The sequence below is a fragment of the Lactobacillus sp. UMNPBX6 genome (assembly GCF_002553975.1).
GTDB lineage: Bacteria > Bacillota > Bacilli > Lactobacillales > Lactobacillaceae > Lactobacillus > Lactobacillus gallinarum.
Genome location: NZ_PCZD01000004.1, coordinates 1 through 18425, shown reverse-complemented (window position 1 = coordinate 18425; position 18425 = coordinate 1). Strand labels below are relative to the sequence as shown.

Genomic DNA, 18425 nt, shown 5'->3' with positions numbered 1-18425 from the left:
AATAATTTTAAAGAGGTAAAAAATATATTGGATGTAGTCTTGGATTCATAGACATATGTATCAAAACTATTTATCTCGTTTTAAGTTTTTATTGTATCGCTTAAATAATACAGGATAATAATTATCAAAGTAATTCAATAAAGGATGATGAGATGAATAAAAAAATATTTAGTTTGGATGGTAATCAATTAAAGACAATAGCTGTTATTTTCATGATTTTCGACCATGTTAATACCTATTTATTCAATCCTAGAAGGTAACAATATCTTAGTCACTTTGACAATTTTTTTAGGATTAATTTGGAGTTTAGAATTATTTAGAGAAAATAAAAAGCGCGGTGCTATTTACTTCTAACAATTATCTTAGGAATTTTTAGCTTACCTTTTGAAGGTGGATTATATCTTTTACCAGTTTTATTGATCTTCTATTTTGCTTATCATAAGTTGACAGTCGAATCAATTGGCATTTTTATTTGGTGTTTTTTGATTTTAATTAAAGCAATTCATAATGCTCAAGTCGCTAACATTAGTTTATACTCTTCCCTAACCTTTGATAGTGAGTGGATGATGATTGCTGTCATCCCATTTATACTTCTTTACAATGGTAAGCGAGGCAAAAAGAGTTTGCTAACTAAATTTTTCTTCTATATTGTCTATCCAGCACATCTGTGGATTTTAATGATGCTTAAATATTGCTTATTAGGCTAAAAAATAGGATGATTGTAGTTTTTATATACAATCATCCTATTTTTAATTATTAATATAAAAATTCTATCCCGAATTACGAAGTCCTGAGGCCACACCATTAATAGTAATTGGAATGATACTTTGGAAGACACCTTGGATTTCGTCTTCACGATCACGTTTGATCATTTCTAGTTGAATGTAATTCAAAATATTAAAGTATGGCATTCTAGCTGCTAAACTGTTCTTCAAGTTTGGTGCATCATTAAGTAGATCATCGTGTCCTTCAATTTGAAGAATGATTTGTCTAGTCAATTTCCATTCTTGATAAATAATGTCAAAGACTGCCTTTGTTTTTTCATTTTGACATAGTTCAGCATATTGCTTGGCAATTTCCATATTAGATTTTGATAAAACCATATCCACATTAGAAAGTAATGAATGGAAGAATGGCCAGCCTTGATACATCATCTGTAATTCTTTTAAATTACTTGGATCAGCATCGATAAAGTGTTTAAAGGCAGAACCTACACCATACCAGCCTGGGAGCATTACCCTACTTTGTGACCAAGAAAATACCCATGGAATAGCTCTTAAGCTTGAGAAGTCAGACAGTTTCTTTCTCGAAGCTGGACGTGAACCAATATTAAGATTTGAAATCTCTTTAATTGGTGTTGCTTGCAAGAAGTAATTTAAGAAATTTGAATTCTCAAAGACTAATTTCTTATAAACTTCATTACTTTCAGTAACGATTTTATCCATTGATGAACGGAAATCTGCAATATGGTCTTCACTAACAATTTGTTTAGAAGTGATACGATCGACTGTGGCTGAAACTAGCATCTCTAAATTATAATATGCAGTATCTTTATTGCCGTACTTGTTTTGAATAATTTCGCCTTGTTCAGTCATTCTAATACGATCATTGATTGACTTAAATGGTTGTGCGGTAATTGCTTCATAAGATGGACCACCACCACGACCGACAGTACCACCACGGCCATGCATATAAGTAATCTTAATGCCTAATTCTTCACCGATAGCAGTTAAATCTTTTTGAGCCTTGTAAAGATTCCAGCATGAAGCTAAGTAGCCACCATCTTTGTTAGAATCTGAGTAGCCTAACATTATTTCTTGATAATTGTGTTGAGAAGCAAGCCATTTCTTAACAATGCCTAAATTCAAGTATTCTTTAATGATATCACGTGCATTGTTTAAATCTTCAACGGTTTCAAATAAAGGTACAACTTGAATTCGAGCATTTTCGTTGTCGCTCAAGTCATACTCCTTGAGCATGATTGCTTGTTCCAACATATCTGAAACACTTTCAGTATGAGAAATAATATGTTGCTTGATCACATCTTCGCCTAAACGATCCTTAAGATCACGAGCAGTTTTGTAAATCTTCAATTCTTTTTGCAATAATTCTGATTTAGGCTTGTTATTTGAGTGCAAATTACGAGGATCATTATTCAATTCGTTAAGTAAAAGACTTACCTTCTCCTTTTCGCTTAAGTCGCTATAATGATCACAAATTTCTGCACTCTTAAGTAGTTCTGCAACACATGCTTCATTAACACTAGAATCTTGTCGCATATCGATTGTAGCTAAATGGAAGCCAAAAACATCAATTGCTTCTAAAATTTCAGTGAAATAACTCTTGACTACTGCTTGATCGCGATTTTCCTCCAATGAACGCTTAATAACTTCTAGGTCTGCTTTAAATTCTTGCGCATCTTCATAAACAGGAATCTGATCTAAATGTTCAAGATCACGTTCTTTAAGGAAACTATGTTGATTAGTGATATTTAGTAATTTTTGTTCAGTACGAACCAAACGACTTTCAATATAGTAGAAAGCACGTCTGTATGGTTCATTAGTTCTGAATGGCGAATCATCATTCGATAATTCAGATAAATGCATCACTTCAGTTGAAGGCTTCATATAAGAAGTGGATAAAGAAATCGAACGATAAAGTTGATTGATTTGTTTGATGTAATATTCAAAAATGACTTGACTTTGAAGTGTTGCACTTAATTTCAAAGTATCTGCAGTAACATATGGATTACCATCTCGGTCGCCGCCGATCCACATCCCCATTGTAATAGGTGTAGCATTAGCAATATCCAAGCCATGCTTTTTAGCTAATTCCTTATAACGAGCAGTAAACTTAGTAATTGCAGGAATTAAGGACTTAGGATAGTAAGTCAATACGTTGGTAATTTCGTTGGATACCTTCAATTTATGGCCACGGATAATATCCGTTTGCATTAAAATTTCGATGCAAGCACGTAATTCTTCTGTCCATTCATCACGATTGATAATGCCATTTTTAACTTCACGATAACTACGCAAGAGAGTGTGAATCTTATCCGTTAATTCAAGCACAGTCTTTCTTTGAACTTGAGTTGGGTGTGCAGTTAAAACAGGGACTACATTTACCTTTTCCAAAATTTCTTTGGCATTCTTCTTTTGCGCAACAATATTAATAGTGTCGTTTAATTTCCCCAAGTAATCTTGATCAGTATTGTTCAATACATTAACTTTGCTGGCTAATTCCACGTCTTCTGAAATATTAATCAAAAGTGGTAATGTAGCAAAATAACGAGCAACGACGATCATTTCACGATTATCTAAACTGGCGATTTGATCTTCAAGTTCTTGATAATTTTTATTTGCAGAAATCTTAATTAAATTTTGAATCTTAGTAAAAAGTTCTTTACCAATTAATTGTTCTGTAGATTCGTTAAGCAAGTCGGTTAAAATCTTAACTTCTTCAGTCACTACATTTACATCGCTGCTATTCTCTAATTTTTTAACAGTCATGTCCGAAATTCCTTTCTACTTTTACTAAGACTAAAATACCATGAAAAGTGTAAAAAATGAATTAAAATAATCCTACGCCCATATAGTCATGGAGGATATGATCTGCGGCTCTCTTCAACTTAAAGTAATTAATATTATTAGAAAATAGCATAATCATTCGTTTAGTCTTGTAATTAGCGACAAAACAACAATTGTATCCAGGGATACTACCATCTGCGCGAATAACATTACCCTTGAAGTACACTCCACCGAAGTAAGCTACTTCCTGATGCTGGGCTTGACGAGAATATTTATTGATCATTTTAGGATCTTTAAGAACACGGTCATAAACAAATTTCCAGTAATCATTTGGTGACATAAATAAATTACCGGCACCAAAATCAGAAGAAGTCGTGATAGTTACTTTATGCCAATTGACATTATTAACCATAGGTTGAGGGACTTCTTTTTGAGACACTTCGGAAAAATCCTTAACCTTGTGAAGATGAAGCGGCTTTGCAAAATTATTTTGAACATAATTATTATGAGTTGTGTTGTTTATACGACTGATAATTGCTGCTAATAATTCATAATCTATGTCTTGATAATCCCAAGTATGAATATGATCATACTTGATGTATTTTAGCATATAAGCAATCTGTTCTTGCTGATTCTTAAGTGGAGATGATGGACGAGCATTATTAATCAAACCACTTGTATGATTCATTAATTCACGAATTGTAATATTCTTACTACCCGGTACTTGAGGAAAATATTTTGATAAAGGTGTATTCCGACTGAGCTGTTTTTGTTCCTCTAGCTGATTAATCGCAGTTCCTGTCATGATTTTTTGAAGAGAAGCAATCGGAAACAACTGATCTGCTTTTACTATCTGCTCTTCGTTAGTAGTTTCATTATTTTTAACGACAATTGGTCGACTTTTATCCTTTTTATCGTTGACTAACATTACACCATTAATATGATGAAACTTCATATATTCTTTAAGCTGCTTAGGTGAATCTCTGATACCACTATCCATCCTGTCGCCCAAAAGTATAACGAATAAAAATAGTAAAAAAGCGCAGATTCCTATCAAGCTGTATAAGAAGAATTTTTTTCGATGCATAGTTGCTCTTTACCTCATTTTTTTACTCCCGGTAACATTTCAAGATCAACTTTACATTTATGATAATCTATTTTGGTTTTAGAAAACAAATTTATTTGTACATTACGCATTTGAGTATAAAAAAAGAAGCAATCAAGCTTCTTCTCTAATCTATTGGCAATTGTTATCAATAAATATCTTTAATCTTTTCAAATCAGTTAATGAAAAATGACTTCTAACTTTTGTTATTTTTAAGTCATTAATATTGGCAATCAAGTATTCTTTTGTATCAATATATGAAGGTTTATCAAAATTATATTTTTCCCAATCAAAAATTGGATAATAGTACTTTCTTATATTTTCACTTTTCTCGGTGTACTTCGATGTAATCTTTAGTAGCCAAACTTTTGCATCGGTTAATTTTATTATTAAAACTAGTCTGCTTTTACCACCTGTTTTATCAGTATATGCTACAAAAACATCCACAATATCGTTAGTCCTCATTCAGCCAATCCTCGATATCTTTCGTTGATTTAGCCTCTTTATGAGGTAATTTTGAAATGGTTTGTACCAAATCTCTTGTTGCTTTTTGTTCTGGCGTTTCTTTCAATTCAAAAGGAATACCTCCCGTTGCAACTACTTTCTTTAAAAAAACATTTATAGCAGTAGTAGTATTGAGTCCAATATTTTTAAATATACCTTCAGCTTGTAAAGCTAAATTTGAATCTACGTTTGCTTGTATTTTTTTGTAAGATGCCATTGAAATCACAGTCTTTCCATGTCTATTATACCATCTATTTGGATCTGTTGTAATCATATGTACTACTGAGGTATCTTAAAGACTGTAGGAAGTAGTTAAATGATCCAATTTTTGTCTTATTTTTAGTAAGAATCAAATATTTCTGATAAAATATTATTAATCAATTTTAATTAAGGGAGAGAAAAATATGAACTTAGACTATAAGAAATTAGCTGCTGCTAAGAAAGATGATATTTTACGCGATTTAGGCGAATTAATTGCCATTGATTCTTCTGAAGATTTAGATAATACTTCTACAGAATACCCTGTTGGTCCTGGACCAGTTAAGGCAATGAAGAAGTTTTTATCATTTGCCGAAAGAGATGGCTTTCATATTAAGAACGTTGATAACTATGCTGGTCGCGTTGACTATGGTGATGGTGAAGAACGTCTTGGCATCATAGGTCACATGGATGTAGTTCCTGCAGGTGATGGTTGGAATACCGACCCATTCAAGATGCTGATTAAGGATGGAAAAATCATCGGTCGTGGTTCCGCAGATGATAAAGGTCCTGCCCTTGCCGCATACTACGGCATGCTTTTACTAAAAGAAGCTGGCTTTACTCCTAAGAAAAAGATCGACTTCATCGTTGGTACTAATGAGGAAACTAACTGGGTTGGTATTGATTACTACTTAAAGCACGAACCTACTCCAGATCAAGTATTCTCTCCTGATGCAGAGTACCCAATCATTAACGGTGAGCAAGGAATTTATACTTTGATACTTAACTTTAAAGATGATAATCAAACGGGCAATGCAAAACTTGAGAAGTTTACTGCCGGTATTGCTGAAAATGTTACTCCACAAAAAGCTTACGCTATTATTAGTAGCAGTGATTTAGCAAATATTAAGAAACAATTCACTAAGTTTTTAGTTGACAATGACTTAGAAGGTAAGTTCGAAATTAATGGCGATCAAGCTAAGATCGAACTTACTGGTCAAGGAGCTCATGCTTCTGCTCCTCAAGTTGGTCGCAATGCTGCCACTTTCTTAGGTAAGTTCCTCAATCAATTCGATTTCGCTGGACGCGACAAGAATTATCTTAACTTCTTAGCTGATGTTGAACATGAAGACTTTAAGGGTGAAAAGCTTGGCGTTGCTCATCATGATGATTTAATGGGTGATCTTTCAAGTGCACCAAGTATCTTTGAATATCAGGCTGATGGTGATGCTATCTTAAAGGATAATATCCGTTACCCACAGGGTACTGATCCAGACAAGATGGTTCAGCAAGTTGAAGAAAAATTTGGTGATATCCTAACTGCTTCATTCAACTCATTTGAAGAACCACACTACGTACCAGGTGATGATCCATTAGTTAAGACCTTACTCAAGGTTTATGAACATCAAACTGGTAAACCAGGCCACGAAGTTGTTATCGGTGGTGGTACTTATGGTCGTCTATTCAAGCATGGTGTAGCCTTCGGTGCTCAACCAGAAGATGCACCAATGGTTATGCACCAAGCTAACGAATACATGAAAGTTGATGACTTGATTGATTCAATTGCCATTTACGCCGAAGCAATTTATGAATTAACAAAAGAAGCTTAAAAACAAAAAGATGATCTTTTTCTCACAGGAAAATGACCATCTTTTTTGTTCTTTTATTCTATTGCTTTAGCTCATTACCAATTCGTTTACATAAGTTAAATTAGTCAACTTGCTATTATCTTGTAATGGGAAAATCTTGTCTGGGTTCAAAACAGAGTTTGGATCAAAGACCTTTTTAATCTTTCTTAATAAGTTAGTATAGTCTTCACCATAGTACCATTCGAACCATTCTAGCATAACCAATACCATGTTCACCAGACATGTTACCATCAAGGGCTTTAGCAGTCTTGTAAAGTTCTGTAATTACCTTATCGCTCTTTTCTTTGTATTCCTCATCACTCATATTGTCTGAACAGAGATAGATGTGCAAATTACCGTCACCGGCATGACCAAAGTTAGGAATTCTCATACCTATTTCTTTTTTCAAGCTCATCTACTGATCCAAAACATCAGGAATGTGATTGATTGGTACACAAATATCTACCTCATCCATCTTAGGCGTTGATTTTTGAATAGCTAACAACAAATCTTCACGACACTTCCAAATGGTCTTTGCTTCTTCTGAGTTAGCATCAAGCACAATTGGTGTTGCTGACTTAAATTGCTTGGTAGTGGCAACAGCTTGCTTTAATTCAGCTTGCAATTCTCCATCGGTGAAGGCGTCAAAACGAAATAAAATAAAGCCATCTCCTGTATCAACTGGGAATTTTTCATTATAGTATTTCTCCCAGAGATCGATAACTTTCCTACCCATAAATTCTACTGTAGTAGGTACTACGCCTGAAGCCAAAATTGCTGGTACTGACTTGATCGCATCATTTAATGTTGGAAATGGAATTAAAGCGTTAATTGATTTTTTTGGTGTTGGATAAAGCCACATCGTTACTTCGGTAACTACACCTAAAGTACCTTCTGATCCAATGATTAAATCTTTGAGTGAGTAACCTGATAAAGATTTAACAGCTTTAGCACCAAACTTGTATAATTTACCATCAGTCAAAACTACTTTCAATTGACGAATGTGTTCACGAGTTACGCCATATCTGACAGACTTTAAGCCACCAGCATCGGTGTCAACGTTACCACCAATTGAAGCCCAGTGCATCGCTGATGCTGGCATGTATGAAAATGGTTTATTTGCTAAGAACTTTTTCAATATCAATCAACCGCATCCCTGCCTGTACAGTCATAGTTAATGATGTTTGATCATATTCTAGCAACTTATTCATTTTAATCATGTCTAGTGAAATACCACCTTCAACTGTCAAGTTGGCTCCCATCAAGCCAGTTGAATTGCCTCTTGGCACGATCGGAATATTGTGATCACTAGCATATTTAACGACTTTTTGTACTTCTTCATTAGTAACCGGTTGAATGACCAAGTATGGCATAGCACGAACGGTCTTGAATTGATCGTGATCCCAGTGCGTAGTTGGATTAGTGATAAGGCGTGCAGGATCAGCAATATAAGAACTTCAAGCTTTCAAATCTTCTTGATTGATCTTATGATACTCCATTATTTTTGCTCTCCTTTTATATACTCTGTTGTTATGTTTAATTAAGTAACTATCGTTATTATAGTTGCTGATGAGTTCGCTTACAAAGTAAGATACACTTACTTTTTACTTAAATAAAAAACTGAATGGTATCCCATCCAGCTCCTTTTAGTCTATTTTACTTACGCCGCGATCTTCAGCATCTTTTTTATCTACTTGATCATTTAACTTCTTTCCAACTAATAAAGCAAATAAACTAACGACTGCGGCTCCTAAACCTAATTTACCAAATTTCTTCATATTATTACCTCGTTTCATATCCTTATATTATATTAATTTTTATTGGCAACACTATTTTTCTGCTTTTATTGGTAAAAGCTTTAATAATTTATAATTTTCATCTATGAAAGTACTTACATTTGCCTTCAAATGAGTTACTCTATTCATGAAGAATCGAGGAAAAATTATGCAAGCATTAGTTTTAACGGTAACTAAAAAATTAGAAGAAAAAGAAGTTCCCACCCCAGAGGTCAAAGATGATGAAGTTTTAATTCATACAGCCTATGCCGGTATTTGCGGCACAGATCGTGAACTTTACAATGGTTTACCAGGTTCTGCTCAAGCAAATCCACCTATTATTTTAGGTCATGAAAACTCAGGGATTGTTAAAGAGGTTGGCAAAAATGTCACCAATATTAAACCTGGTGATCGAGTAACTGTTGACCCTAATATTTACTGTGGTCAATGTTACTACTGTCGTACTTCTCGACCAGAACTTTGTGAACACCTTTCCGCTGTAGGTGTCACTCGTGATGGCGGTTTTGCGGAATACTTCACCGCGCCAGCTAAAGTTGTCTACCCTATTTCAGATAACCTTTCACTTAAGGCAGCTGCAGTCACCGAACCACTTTCATGTGCTATGCATGGTGTAAATTTGTTAAAATTGCATCCCTATCAAAAAGCATTAATCATCGGGGACGGCTTTATGGGTGAATTATTCGTTCAAACTTTAAAGGCAATGGGCGTTCATCAGGTGGATTTAGCTGGTATTTCTAAAGAGAAATTAAAGCTCAATCATGATCATTTTGATGTCACTACTTTTAATACCGCTCAAGGAGACAAGATTCCTAACAATGCTTACGACATTGTAGTAGAAGCTGTCGGTAATCCTATTACCCAAGAAGAAGCAATTGCTGCTACGCGGCGTGGTGCACAAGTATTAATGTTTGGCGTGGCCAACCCTAAGTCACAATTCAAGATTAATTCTTATGAAATCTATCAAAAGCAATTAACGATTCAAGGCTCATTTATCAATCCATACTGCTTTGAAGATGCCATTGGACTACTTGAATCACATAAAGTCGATGTCTTACCATTAATCTCACATGAATTATCTTTAGGTGAAGTTGAGCAATTTACTTCAGGTAAATTAAAGGATGTATCCAAAGCTGTTGTGAAGGTTAATAATTTGAAGTAATTAAAATTAATACTGAAAAAGCTTTTCTATTCACGTATTTTGCATGAGTAGAAAAGCTTTTATTTTTATTCAAATTCTTCTTGTGCAGTGACTAAGTTCTTTCTTCTAAAGACGTGGAATACTAATCCAACTGCCAAACCAACTAATGCAGGTACTAACCATGAAAGTCCCATACTTGCAAGTGGCAAAGAACTTCTAACTGAAGTAACCATTAAACCAAATTGGCTTTGACTAACAACTGCTGGAAATGCTACAACCATGTCACCTAATGCAGGTACTACCGTGAACAAGATTACAAAGAAGTAAACTACGCTATCACGTTTGAACAATGGTGAAAATACTGACAAAAGGATCAGGACCATTGATAATGGGTACAAGAACATCAACATTGGAGTTGACCAAGCGATGATTTGATCCAAACCAAAGTTAGCAGCAAAGAATGATGCTAAACAACTAAGAGCAAGCCATGCGTGATAACTAACCTTTGGGAAATGCTTATGGAAATCTTGTGCAAATGCGGCAACCAAACCAACAGCAGTAGTTAAACAAGTAACAGTTAACAAGAATGCAAGTAATGCTTGACCAAAAAGACCACCGTATTCATTAACGATTTGGTTAAATGCAACACCACCGTTATCTGATACCTTGAAGTGACCTAATGACATTGCACCCATCAAGATCAAAAGTAAGTAGACTAAAGCTACGGCACCCATAGCAACTACACCAGATTTGGCAACCACCTTTGAAACACTCTTTGGATCTTTTTGACCCATTGAACGAACAGCGGTAACAACAGTAACACCAAAAGCCAAACCAGCTAAGGCATCCATAGTGTTATAACCTTCAAGGAAGCCGTTAACTAATGCTGAATGCTTGTAAGCAGCAGTAACAGCAGCAGTTTGTGGATTTCCTAATGGATTAAAAAATGCTACAACGAAAACTAAGAATAAAAGTGCTAAAAATAATGGGTTTAAAACCTTACCAACATTAGACAAGATGTTGTTTTCATGATATGAAAATGCAAATGCTAATAAGAAAAACACAGCTGAAAATACTAACAATGCGACAGTTTGCATATCTTTAGGGATAAATGGTGCTACACCTACAGTAAATGAAACAGTTGCTGTTCTTGGTGTACCAAACAAAGGACCGATAGTCGCATGGATCAATACCATAAATACTACGGCAAAGCCGGCGCCTAATGGTTTACCGATGTCGTAAACACCACCTGCACGGGTGATGGCTACGGCAAGCACTGATAGTAAAGGCAATAACACACCAGTGATCAGAAATCCAACTGCGGCTGTCCCCCAATTCGCACCGGCAAGCTGTCCCAAGTGAAGTGGGAAAATCAGGTTACCAGCCCCAAAGAATAATCCAAATAGCAAAGAAGCAACGACTAAATATTGCTTCCAGGTCAACTTACGAGATTTTTCATCATTCATACACTCGTCCTCCTGAGAATTAAGAATTATCTGACCACAAAAAAGTCCCTCAACCAAAATTGCTTTGATTGAGGGACGCTTCTAGCGTGGTACCACCCTTTATTTATATTGTTATTACTAACAATACCTTTCGCGTGCGGCCGAAGAAACTTCAGCGATACGCAGGCACTATAACGGGTGCTCCCACCATTTCTTACTACAAGATTAAGAAATAGAACTCGAAAGTGATTTTCATTCAATTCTACCTTTATCTCCTCACACCTAACGAGATTCGCTGCAAATTCGAATTAAACTACTCTTCTTTCTCTTTGTTTTCAGATTAATTAAATTGTTAATAATTATTTTAAGCAAATTATCATCAATGTCAACACTTTTTTAATATTATTTTTCACGATCCGATGGCCTTTAACCTTAAAAATCTTTTCTTTCTTAAGTGTTAACTTTTTGATCAACTTGCCTTGACGATTATAGATGAAGAATCTATTACCTTTAAGGCCGTAATATTGTTTGACTAACTTCTTTAAAGCTGGCTTTTTTGTACTCTCTTCAGCAATTTCCTTAATATCTAATGGTTGCTTATTCTTTACATCTGAAGCCGCATATCCTAGCCAAAAATGACTATCTTTGCCGAAATTCCATACCGGACGATCAGTAATATATTGCCAATTATTCTTGCTGTTATAGATATTAGGTAGAACGTAACCCCGATGTTCAATTTTTACCAAGTTATAGCCAAGCGTAAAACTTTTTGTACTTCTTCCATTAATACGGTAATAATCATAAGGATCATGATCAAAATCGTCCAATTGACTTACAAAAGTTACTGCTTGGTCAAAGGTTAGCTTTTGCCCCTTCTTTAAGTACTTATCACTAGGTGCCATAGTAGAATCATTACTGTAGTCATTTGAATTGATGAAAGTTCTGACGTTATTGTTCTTAACTACTCCGGTCGTCTCACCAGTAGTCATTAAATAATTACCATTAACAGCAATTACATCAGCCACTTTCACATAACGATTGCGACCAAGCCTGTAATATTCGTGTCCTTTGATCTTGTAATAAGGGATGCGCTTTTTCTTATTATTTTCATAAAAGTAATATTTACCGTTTTTAGTTGATTTAACTTTGCCAGTATAAGCTAAACTTTGACCACGTTTATCTTAGTAGATAGTCGCTTCCCTTTTGCATTATACAAATAGCCATTGTTAATGACTGTGATCCAATTTTTGCCAGAAATTTGTTTAACATAGTCAGATGATAATAAGCCACTATTACCTAAATTGTATTGCAGTTCACCAAAATAATAGCTGCTTGGATCAAACGGTTTGTACTTAGGTGTACCATAATACTTTAAAACTTTCCCCTTTTTAACCGGGTGTCTCTTGCCGTTAGCAAAATAACTTACGTAAGCTTGAGTTACCTTGATTTTGCCACTAGCGGACTGTCTTGCAGCGTAAACTATATTAGTTTTAAGAAGACTAACTACGCCCGTTACTGGCGCAACAGCTAAAAGTGCTGCAGTAACACTGATTGTAAATTTTTTGTTTAATTTCATTTTGAGCTCCTTTCATAATCAAACAAATATTAACAATTTTGCTAGTTCATCTATTACAATAAGATCAACACACTTTTATGGAGGTATTAGATGAAATACGATTTTACAGAATTGATTGATCGTCATGGCAAAGACGCGATGGCCGTTGATGCAGTAGGAAAATTACCTGGTTTTGCACCATCAAAACCAAAAGAAGGCTTTGATACAATCCCGATGTGGGTGGCCGATATGAACTTTCCTACGGCTAAATCAATTCAAGAAGCAATTATTAAACGTGCCCAGCATCCCCTCTTTGGTTATTTCCAACCAAGCGACGCCTACTACCAGGCAATCATTGATTGGCACAAAAAACGCAAGGGCGTATCAGGTTTAACTAAAGAAGATATTGGCTACGAAAACGGTGTACTTGGCGGCGTCGTTTCTGCCTTAAAAGTCTTTGCAGCACCAGGCGACAAAGTTTTACTTCATTCACCAACTTATATGGGCTTTACTAACGCTGTATTAAGCAACGGTTATCAAATCGTTCACTCACCTTTAATTAAAGATGAAAATGGTACTTGGCGAATGGACTATGAGGATATGGATAAAAAGATTAAGGAAAATCAAATTCATGTTGCGATTTTCTGTAATCCTCATAATCCAACTGGTCGTGTCTGGACTAAAGAAGAAATCACTAAGGCAATGGAAGTTTACGAGAGAAACAATGTCTGGGTAATTTCTGACGAAATCTGGTCTGACCTAATGATGAATGATCATCATTACACTCCTACCCAATTAGTTAGCGAATGGGCCAAAGAGCACACTGCTGCTTTCTACGCTCCATCTAAGACTTTTAACCTTGCAGGTTTAATTGGCAGTTACAGCGTTATTTACAATAAGCCTATCCGTGAACGAATCCAAAGCGTGGGTAAAAAGACTGTTTACAATAGTATGAATGTCTTTTCAGAACATGCTTTAATTGGTGCTTACAGCGACGAAGGAAATAATTGGCTTAATCAACTTTTACCAGTTCTTTCTCAAAATGTAAATCTAGCTTACGATTATGTAACTAAGCATTTCGATGGAGTTTCAACCTTTAAGACCGAAGGAACTTACATGATGTTCCTCGAGTGCACGGATTGGCTAAAGAAACATGGCAAAACGCAAAAAGAATTATTGCAACGTGGTTGGGATTATGGCATCGGCTGGCAAGACGGTGGACTATTTCAAGGCCCAACTTCAATTAGATTAAACTTAGCTTCACCAACTTCTCGCATCGAAGATGCATTTAAACGCATGGACAAATATGCTTTTAATGCAGAATGGTAAAAGAAAAGAACAGAATCGCTTGATTCTGTTCTTTTTATATTTATATTCAATTTTTTAATTAACGATAGTCCTTAAGAAAGTCCATCATCTTATCATAATCTGCATCATGCTTAGCATCATATGCATCTTCAACTTTAACAACCTTGTTGTTTTCAGTAATGATGCGATATTCACGCAAGTCATTCTTTTCGTTAGCAACTACAGTAATTTCACCCTTACCTGGAGTTGAATACAAGGTTGGGTTAAGTACTTCATTTAATTTATCTGATAATTGTTGGTTAAAAGCAATTTGATTCATTTTAATATATCTCTTTTCTTAAAACATTTCCAACAACGTTAGTATAACATTAAGTAGCGTGCTTTACCATAAATAGTAAAGAAATTTACTAAATAAACGTATGTGTTTTACTTAGATTTCAGGTGCGGCCATTAGCCATAACCAATAGCAAGACATCATTATAATTCCTAAAAAAGCAATTAAAGTAATAAATTTTTCAAAAAATCCTCCTACTTTATAACGAAAGATTGAATGATGTCTTCTCTTTTTAACAAATGGAGCCCACCAATCTACTCCCTGCTTACTAAAACTATCTTCAACTAAATGCAAAAAATAGCCTAAAATCAAGCCTAGCCAAATACTGCCCCACCAATTTGGCAACTGCCAAGATCGAAATTCAATGGGAATAAAATGATTCATTAAGAAATACAAACCAATGGAGAAAACTAACCAGCCTAAAAATGAATGAGTCACACCACGATGGCGTAGAAACAAACTAAAATTGATTGGAGATTTACGACTAGTCGTGCTGTTATATTCATCAATATCAGGTAAAGACGCACCCACACCAGTAGCCAATAAAATTATTAAATTAGATGCTGGATCTGCGATAAATGTGTTGCTAGCAATTAATCCCAGCTCAACAAGCGCGATGCTGCATAAACGATGCGAGCGCGTCAGCATTTTAGTCACCTCTTCATTAGAACATATATTCATATTGTACCATACAAAAATAAGAGATGACAGCATTCAATCTGTAAGAAAAAACACACTATCATGGTAATAATGTGCTTAATTTTTTATTTATAAATTTCGCTTACTCTAAGCGGATATAGTCGATCACTATGTCCAGAAGGCATATTTTCCTCTAACAGTAAATTATGCTTGATCAATTCATTTTTCAATCGATTTACTGTAAAAGAATTACAATTCATTTTATCCATCAGATCTTGATCAGGATAAATAATATACATGTTTCCGTCGGAATCTACCCAGCCATTATTTGTGACTGAGTCATCTTCAGTGTAAAAATCATATATAAATAACGAGCATCGGTACTCAGCTTTTTATATTTTGGATTATGGAAGAAAGCTTGTGGAATACCATTTTACTGCTCTGGGTACTCGATTCCTTTTTTGAATTTTTGAATATCTTTATTCATTTTACTAACCTCTTTAGTTGATAAAACGTACCTTTACAATATGTATTATAGTCCTTTCTTAATTTTCATATAAGTAAAAACAACTGTTGTAATATAAAGTACTGTTAAAATCAACTATTTTTAAAATAGAGGTTACTTTTTTAAAAATTATGCATAAACTGCTTGCTTTAAGACCCCTACATAAGGAAGATTACGGTACCAACCGTTATAGTCAAGTCCATATCCTACTAAAAATGCATTAGGTGCTTTAAAGGCATAGTCATCAGCTTTGAAATCTACCACACGTGTCTCTGGCTTATCAAGCATTGAAACCACTTCTACACTCTTAGCGCCGCGCTTTCTCATTACTTCAGTAAGTGTCTTCAAAGTGCGACCAGTATCAATAATATCTTCCATAAAAATCACAGGATGATTAGTAACATCAGATTTAATATCTTGAACAATTTTGACATTACCAGTTGAAGAAGTTCCCGCATAACTTGAGGCCTTGATAGGATCAACCGTTAATTTGAATGTTAATCTTTTGATCATATCACTAGCAAAAAGCATTGCTCCATTTAAAACAGGAATAACAATTGGCTCTTGACCAGCATATTTTTTATTTAAACGTTCAGCCATTTCATCCATCCGTTTATTAAGTTGTTCCTGAGTAAATAATACTTTTTCAATATCGTTGTTCATTATAAATGTTTCCCCTCTTGTTCATCTAATGATCAGATTTTAGCATATATTTTTGACAGATTACAGTGTTTTCGTCTTAAAAATAGATAAAATGCTAAAAATGATATTGTTTTATATGATAATTGTTCGTGTTTTACTGAAACAAAAGCAAAATAAAAAATGGAAATGCATCATGCATCCCCATTTTTGTGTCAACAGATATTATCTTTCTTCCACAAAATCGCTAGTCTTCATCATCTTCGTAGAAATAACCTTATTATGATCTCTTTCGTTTTCAATGCTTAATTCAAACACGGATTCATCTGCTTCACTCATAGTCATCTGGCCATAAAGTGATTCAGTATCAGTTTCCTTAGAGTAAACATTTGAAACTAGTAATTCAATAGCCAGCCTTTCATTCTGCGTCAATTTATTAAGATTTCCTACTTTGACTTTGGCACCATCTAATTCATCTTTAGCTGTCTTAATATTCCAAATCAAATATTGAGCTTGCGCAGCTGACACACTATCCTTATTTAATACGGATTTTGCATCATCAATCGCTTGATCATAGTTATACCGTTTGTAAAAACTAGATAATTTGTACTTAATACTACCTTGTACTGCTATTTGCTTATTAATTAAATCCTTTAAATCTAATTCTTCGCTTTCAGACATAGCAATTTTTGCATTATCTTCAGCCTGACTAGCACTATTAATCGGCTTTAAAAATTTACCGTCAACATATTTTACATCGCTAGCCTTAATAAAAGCATCCCCTATCTTTACCGTATTAATTTTAACTACCTCAGGGAAACTAGGAGATGTCTTCAAATTAGCCATTTTTTGATAATGATTGGTTAAATGGTAATAAAGCTCAGCTTTGTTTTCCTGCTCGTTCCACAAATAGATAGCCCCATTAACCTTTATTGGTGCTAAACTCGTCCAAGCAAAACCTTTAGGCGTAATTACTTTTCCGTTAAATGCATATAATGGTGCTTTACTATTATCTCTTTTGACCTCAACAACGGTTGTATTACGAACATCATAGTTGATAGAGTCCATGTTTTGACGGGCAGTGACATCTCTAGCCCAGATATAATAATCCGTGCCTTTAATATGATAAGCATTAGGGAAACTATTGGCTAACACGTCCATGCCACCTAATTGATCGACAACTAGCTTTTGACCTTTTTTATAGTATTTTCCGGTAGTCAAAGCTCTATTCTTGCTGGCCATAAAAATTTGTGGCGCCTTCGTTTTAACTGTTACCGTAGTTTGATTAAATAAAAGCTTATTACCATCGATAGCATCAACATTTGCGGCTTTAATATATTGGTTTTTACCGATCTTAAAATAATCAGCACCCTTAATCTTGGTTATGGTTAATTGATATCTGTGTGCATTTGAATAATTTTGATAAAAGTACAAGTTATCCGCAAAATCATTTTGACTAATCTTGCCTTGATACTTAACTAATGTACCTTTACGCAAAAGCTTCTTAGTATGCTTACCTTTTTTATTATAAATATAGGCATTATGATTGAGCTTCAATTTATCTTTTTGACTAATTTGCCGTTTGTTAGTGGCTGCTAAAACCGTTTGTGACGGTTGAATCATTCCGACAGTAGGTGAAACTGCTAGTAAAGTGGCTACAGAAGTTAATACAATCTTTTGCTTTAATTTCATTTTTTTACCTCATCAAAATTCACTTATATTTTTAATTATAACACGCAAAAAGCTATAAGTATCACGGATATTCTTAGGCTTGGCCAATAATTCATTATTGATGACTACTGTTTCTGCCAGTTGGGCTTCATAGCTATTAAGAGTAGAAAAGGCAAAAGGCATTGTTTGATATTGTCTAACAGCTAAGTAGTGCTTAGCATGATAATTGCTTCGATTGCGTCCTACATAAGAGTTGTAGACAAAGCGTTGCGCATCATAGTTCAACTTAATGATTTTCTTTTGCTTAGAACTAGGATAAAAGCGTAGTTTGATACCAAAATGATAGGCTAAACTGCTCATTCTTTTCATGATTTCACCTCCTCGTATTATATAAATTAAATCTGTGTTGATTGTCTTTTTAGTTTGTTTATTC

At 34.6% G+C, this 18425-nt stretch carries 17 protein-coding genes, 2 pseudogenes and 1 other annotated feature; of the genes and pseudogenes, 4 read left to right on the top strand and 15 right to left on the bottom strand.

The genetic code is table 11. The features are described 5' to 3' along the window. Positions 1-356: 356 nt before the first annotated feature. Complete coding sequence (locus CP357_RS01190) at positions 357-707, top strand: TraX family protein (protein WP_098036352.1); 351 nt, start codon at positions 357-359, stop codon at positions 705-707. Positions 708-770: 63 nt separating this feature from the next. On the opposite strand, the gene ppc is transcribed toward CP357_RS01190, so the two are convergent. The 4 genes from ppc to CP357_RS01170 all read right to left on the bottom strand — a co-directional run bounded on the left by ppc (position 771) and on the right by CP357_RS01170 (position 5410). Next, on the bottom strand, positions 771-3509 hold the full coding sequence (gene ppc, locus CP357_RS01185) for a phosphoenolpyruvate carboxylase (RefSeq protein WP_098036351.1): 2739 nt from the start codon (positions 3507-3509) through the stop codon (positions 771-773). 61 nt (positions 3510-3570) lie between these two features. Beyond that, complete coding sequence (locus CP357_RS01180) at positions 3571-4614, bottom strand: serine hydrolase (RefSeq protein WP_098036350.1); 1044 nt, start codon at positions 4612-4614, stop codon at positions 3571-3573. A gap of 150 nt (positions 4615-4764) precedes the next feature. Beyond that, the gene (locus tag CP357_RS01175; protein WP_098036349.1) at positions 4765-5097 is read right to left on the bottom strand and encodes a toxin MazF; all 333 of its coding nucleotides are present in this window, start codon (positions 5095-5097) and stop codon (positions 4765-4767) included. Beyond that, positions 5087-5410 (bottom strand): type II toxin-antitoxin system RelB/DinJ family antitoxin, encoded by a 324-nt coding sequence (locus tag CP357_RS01170; RefSeq protein ID WP_233187183.1) that lies wholly within the window; start codon positions 5408-5410, stop codon positions 5087-5089. Before CP357_RS01170 ends, CP357_RS01175 begins: the two co-directional genes overlap by 11 nt. 130 nt (positions 5411-5540) lie before the next feature. Here CP357_RS01170 and pepV point away from each other — a divergent pair, with 130 nt between their 5' ends. Further along, entirely contained in the window at positions 5541-6944 is a 1404-nt protein-coding gene (gene pepV / locus CP357_RS01165; RefSeq protein WP_098036347.1) for a dipeptidase PepV, read from the top strand. A gap of 66 nt (positions 6945-7010) precedes the next feature. Here pepV and CP357_RS01160 read toward each other — a convergent pair. Together CP357_RS01160 and CP357_RS10645 are read right to left on the bottom strand one after the other, a co-directional pair. Then, positions 7011-8410, bottom strand: a pseudogene (locus CP357_RS01160) (FAD-binding oxidoreductase). A 198-nt stretch (positions 8411-8608) separates the two neighbouring features. Then, on the bottom strand, positions 8609-8740 hold the full coding sequence (locus CP357_RS10645) for a hypothetical protein (RefSeq protein WP_087363188.1): 132 nt from the start codon (positions 8738-8740) through the stop codon (positions 8609-8611). Positions 8741-8906: 166 nt separating this feature from the next. Between CP357_RS10645 and CP357_RS01150 the strand changes: the two genes are divergently transcribed. Further along, the gene (locus CP357_RS01150) at positions 8907-9917 is read left to right on the top strand and encodes a zinc-dependent alcohol dehydrogenase family protein (RefSeq protein ID WP_098036346.1); all 1011 of its coding nucleotides are present in this window, start codon (positions 8907-8909) and stop codon (positions 9915-9917) included. A 65-nt stretch (positions 9918-9982) separates the two neighbouring features. Here the strand turns inward: CP357_RS01150 and brnQ are convergent, their stop codons facing one another. The 3 genes from brnQ to CP357_RS01135 form a co-directional block, all read right to left on the bottom strand. Next, positions 9983-11362 (bottom strand): branched-chain amino acid transport system II carrier protein, encoded by a 1380-nt coding sequence (brnQ, locus tag CP357_RS01145; RefSeq protein ID WP_098036345.1) that lies wholly within the window; start codon positions 11360-11362, stop codon positions 9983-9985. A gap of 68 nt (positions 11363-11430) precedes the next feature. Then, positions 11431-11680: a binding site (T-box leader), on the bottom strand. A gap of 20 nt (positions 11681-11700) precedes the next feature. Further along, complete coding sequence (locus CP357_RS10420; RefSeq protein ID WP_233187182.1) at positions 11701-12372, bottom strand: hypothetical protein; 672 nt, start codon at positions 12370-12372, stop codon at positions 11701-11703. Positions 12373-12500: 128 nt separating this feature from the next. Then, positions 12501-12917: a hypothetical protein gene (locus tag CP357_RS01135; RefSeq protein WP_098036344.1), complete on the bottom strand. Its 417-nt coding sequence runs from the start codon at positions 12915-12917 to the stop codon at positions 12501-12503. Positions 12918-13007: 90 nt separating this feature from the next. On the opposite strand from CP357_RS01135, the gene CP357_RS01130 reads away from it, so the two are divergent. Continuing rightward, positions 13008-14225, top strand: coding sequence for a MalY/PatB family protein (locus CP357_RS01130; RefSeq protein WP_098036343.1), 1218 nt, complete (start codon positions 13008-13010; stop codon positions 14223-14225). 58 nt (positions 14226-14283) lie between these two features. Here the strand turns inward: CP357_RS01130 and CP357_RS01125 are convergent, their stop codons facing one another. The 6 genes and pseudogenes from CP357_RS01125 to CP357_RS01105 all read right to left on the bottom strand — a co-directional run. Further along, positions 14284-14523, bottom strand: coding sequence for a hypothetical protein (locus CP357_RS01125; protein ID WP_003626373.1), 240 nt, complete (start codon positions 14521-14523; stop codon positions 14284-14286). Between the two features lie 111 nt (positions 14524-14634). Further along, positions 14635-15186 (bottom strand): metal-dependent hydrolase, encoded by a 552-nt coding sequence (locus tag CP357_RS01120; RefSeq protein ID WP_025006403.1) that lies wholly within the window; start codon positions 15184-15186, stop codon positions 14635-14637. Positions 15187-15302: 116 nt separating this feature from the next. Then, on the bottom strand, positions 15303-15476 hold the full coding sequence (locus tag CP357_RS10270; RefSeq protein WP_233187181.1) for a hypothetical protein: 174 nt from the start codon (positions 15474-15476) through the stop codon (positions 15303-15305). Positions 15477-15811: 335 nt separating this feature from the next. Then, on the bottom strand, positions 15812-16345 hold the full coding sequence (hpt, locus tag CP357_RS01115) for a hypoxanthine phosphoribosyltransferase (RefSeq protein WP_087176391.1): 534 nt from the start codon (positions 16343-16345) through the stop codon (positions 15812-15814). Positions 16346-16546: 201 nt separating this feature from the next. Then, positions 16547-18013: an SLAP domain-containing protein gene (locus tag CP357_RS01110; protein WP_098036342.1), complete on the bottom strand. Its 1467-nt coding sequence runs from the start codon at positions 18011-18013 to the stop codon at positions 16547-16549. Between the two features lie 39 nt (positions 18014-18052). Continuing rightward, a pseudogene (locus CP357_RS01105) lies at positions 18053-18361 on the bottom strand (helix-turn-helix domain-containing protein); the annotation flags it as partial. Positions 18362-18425: the final 64 nt, after the last annotated feature.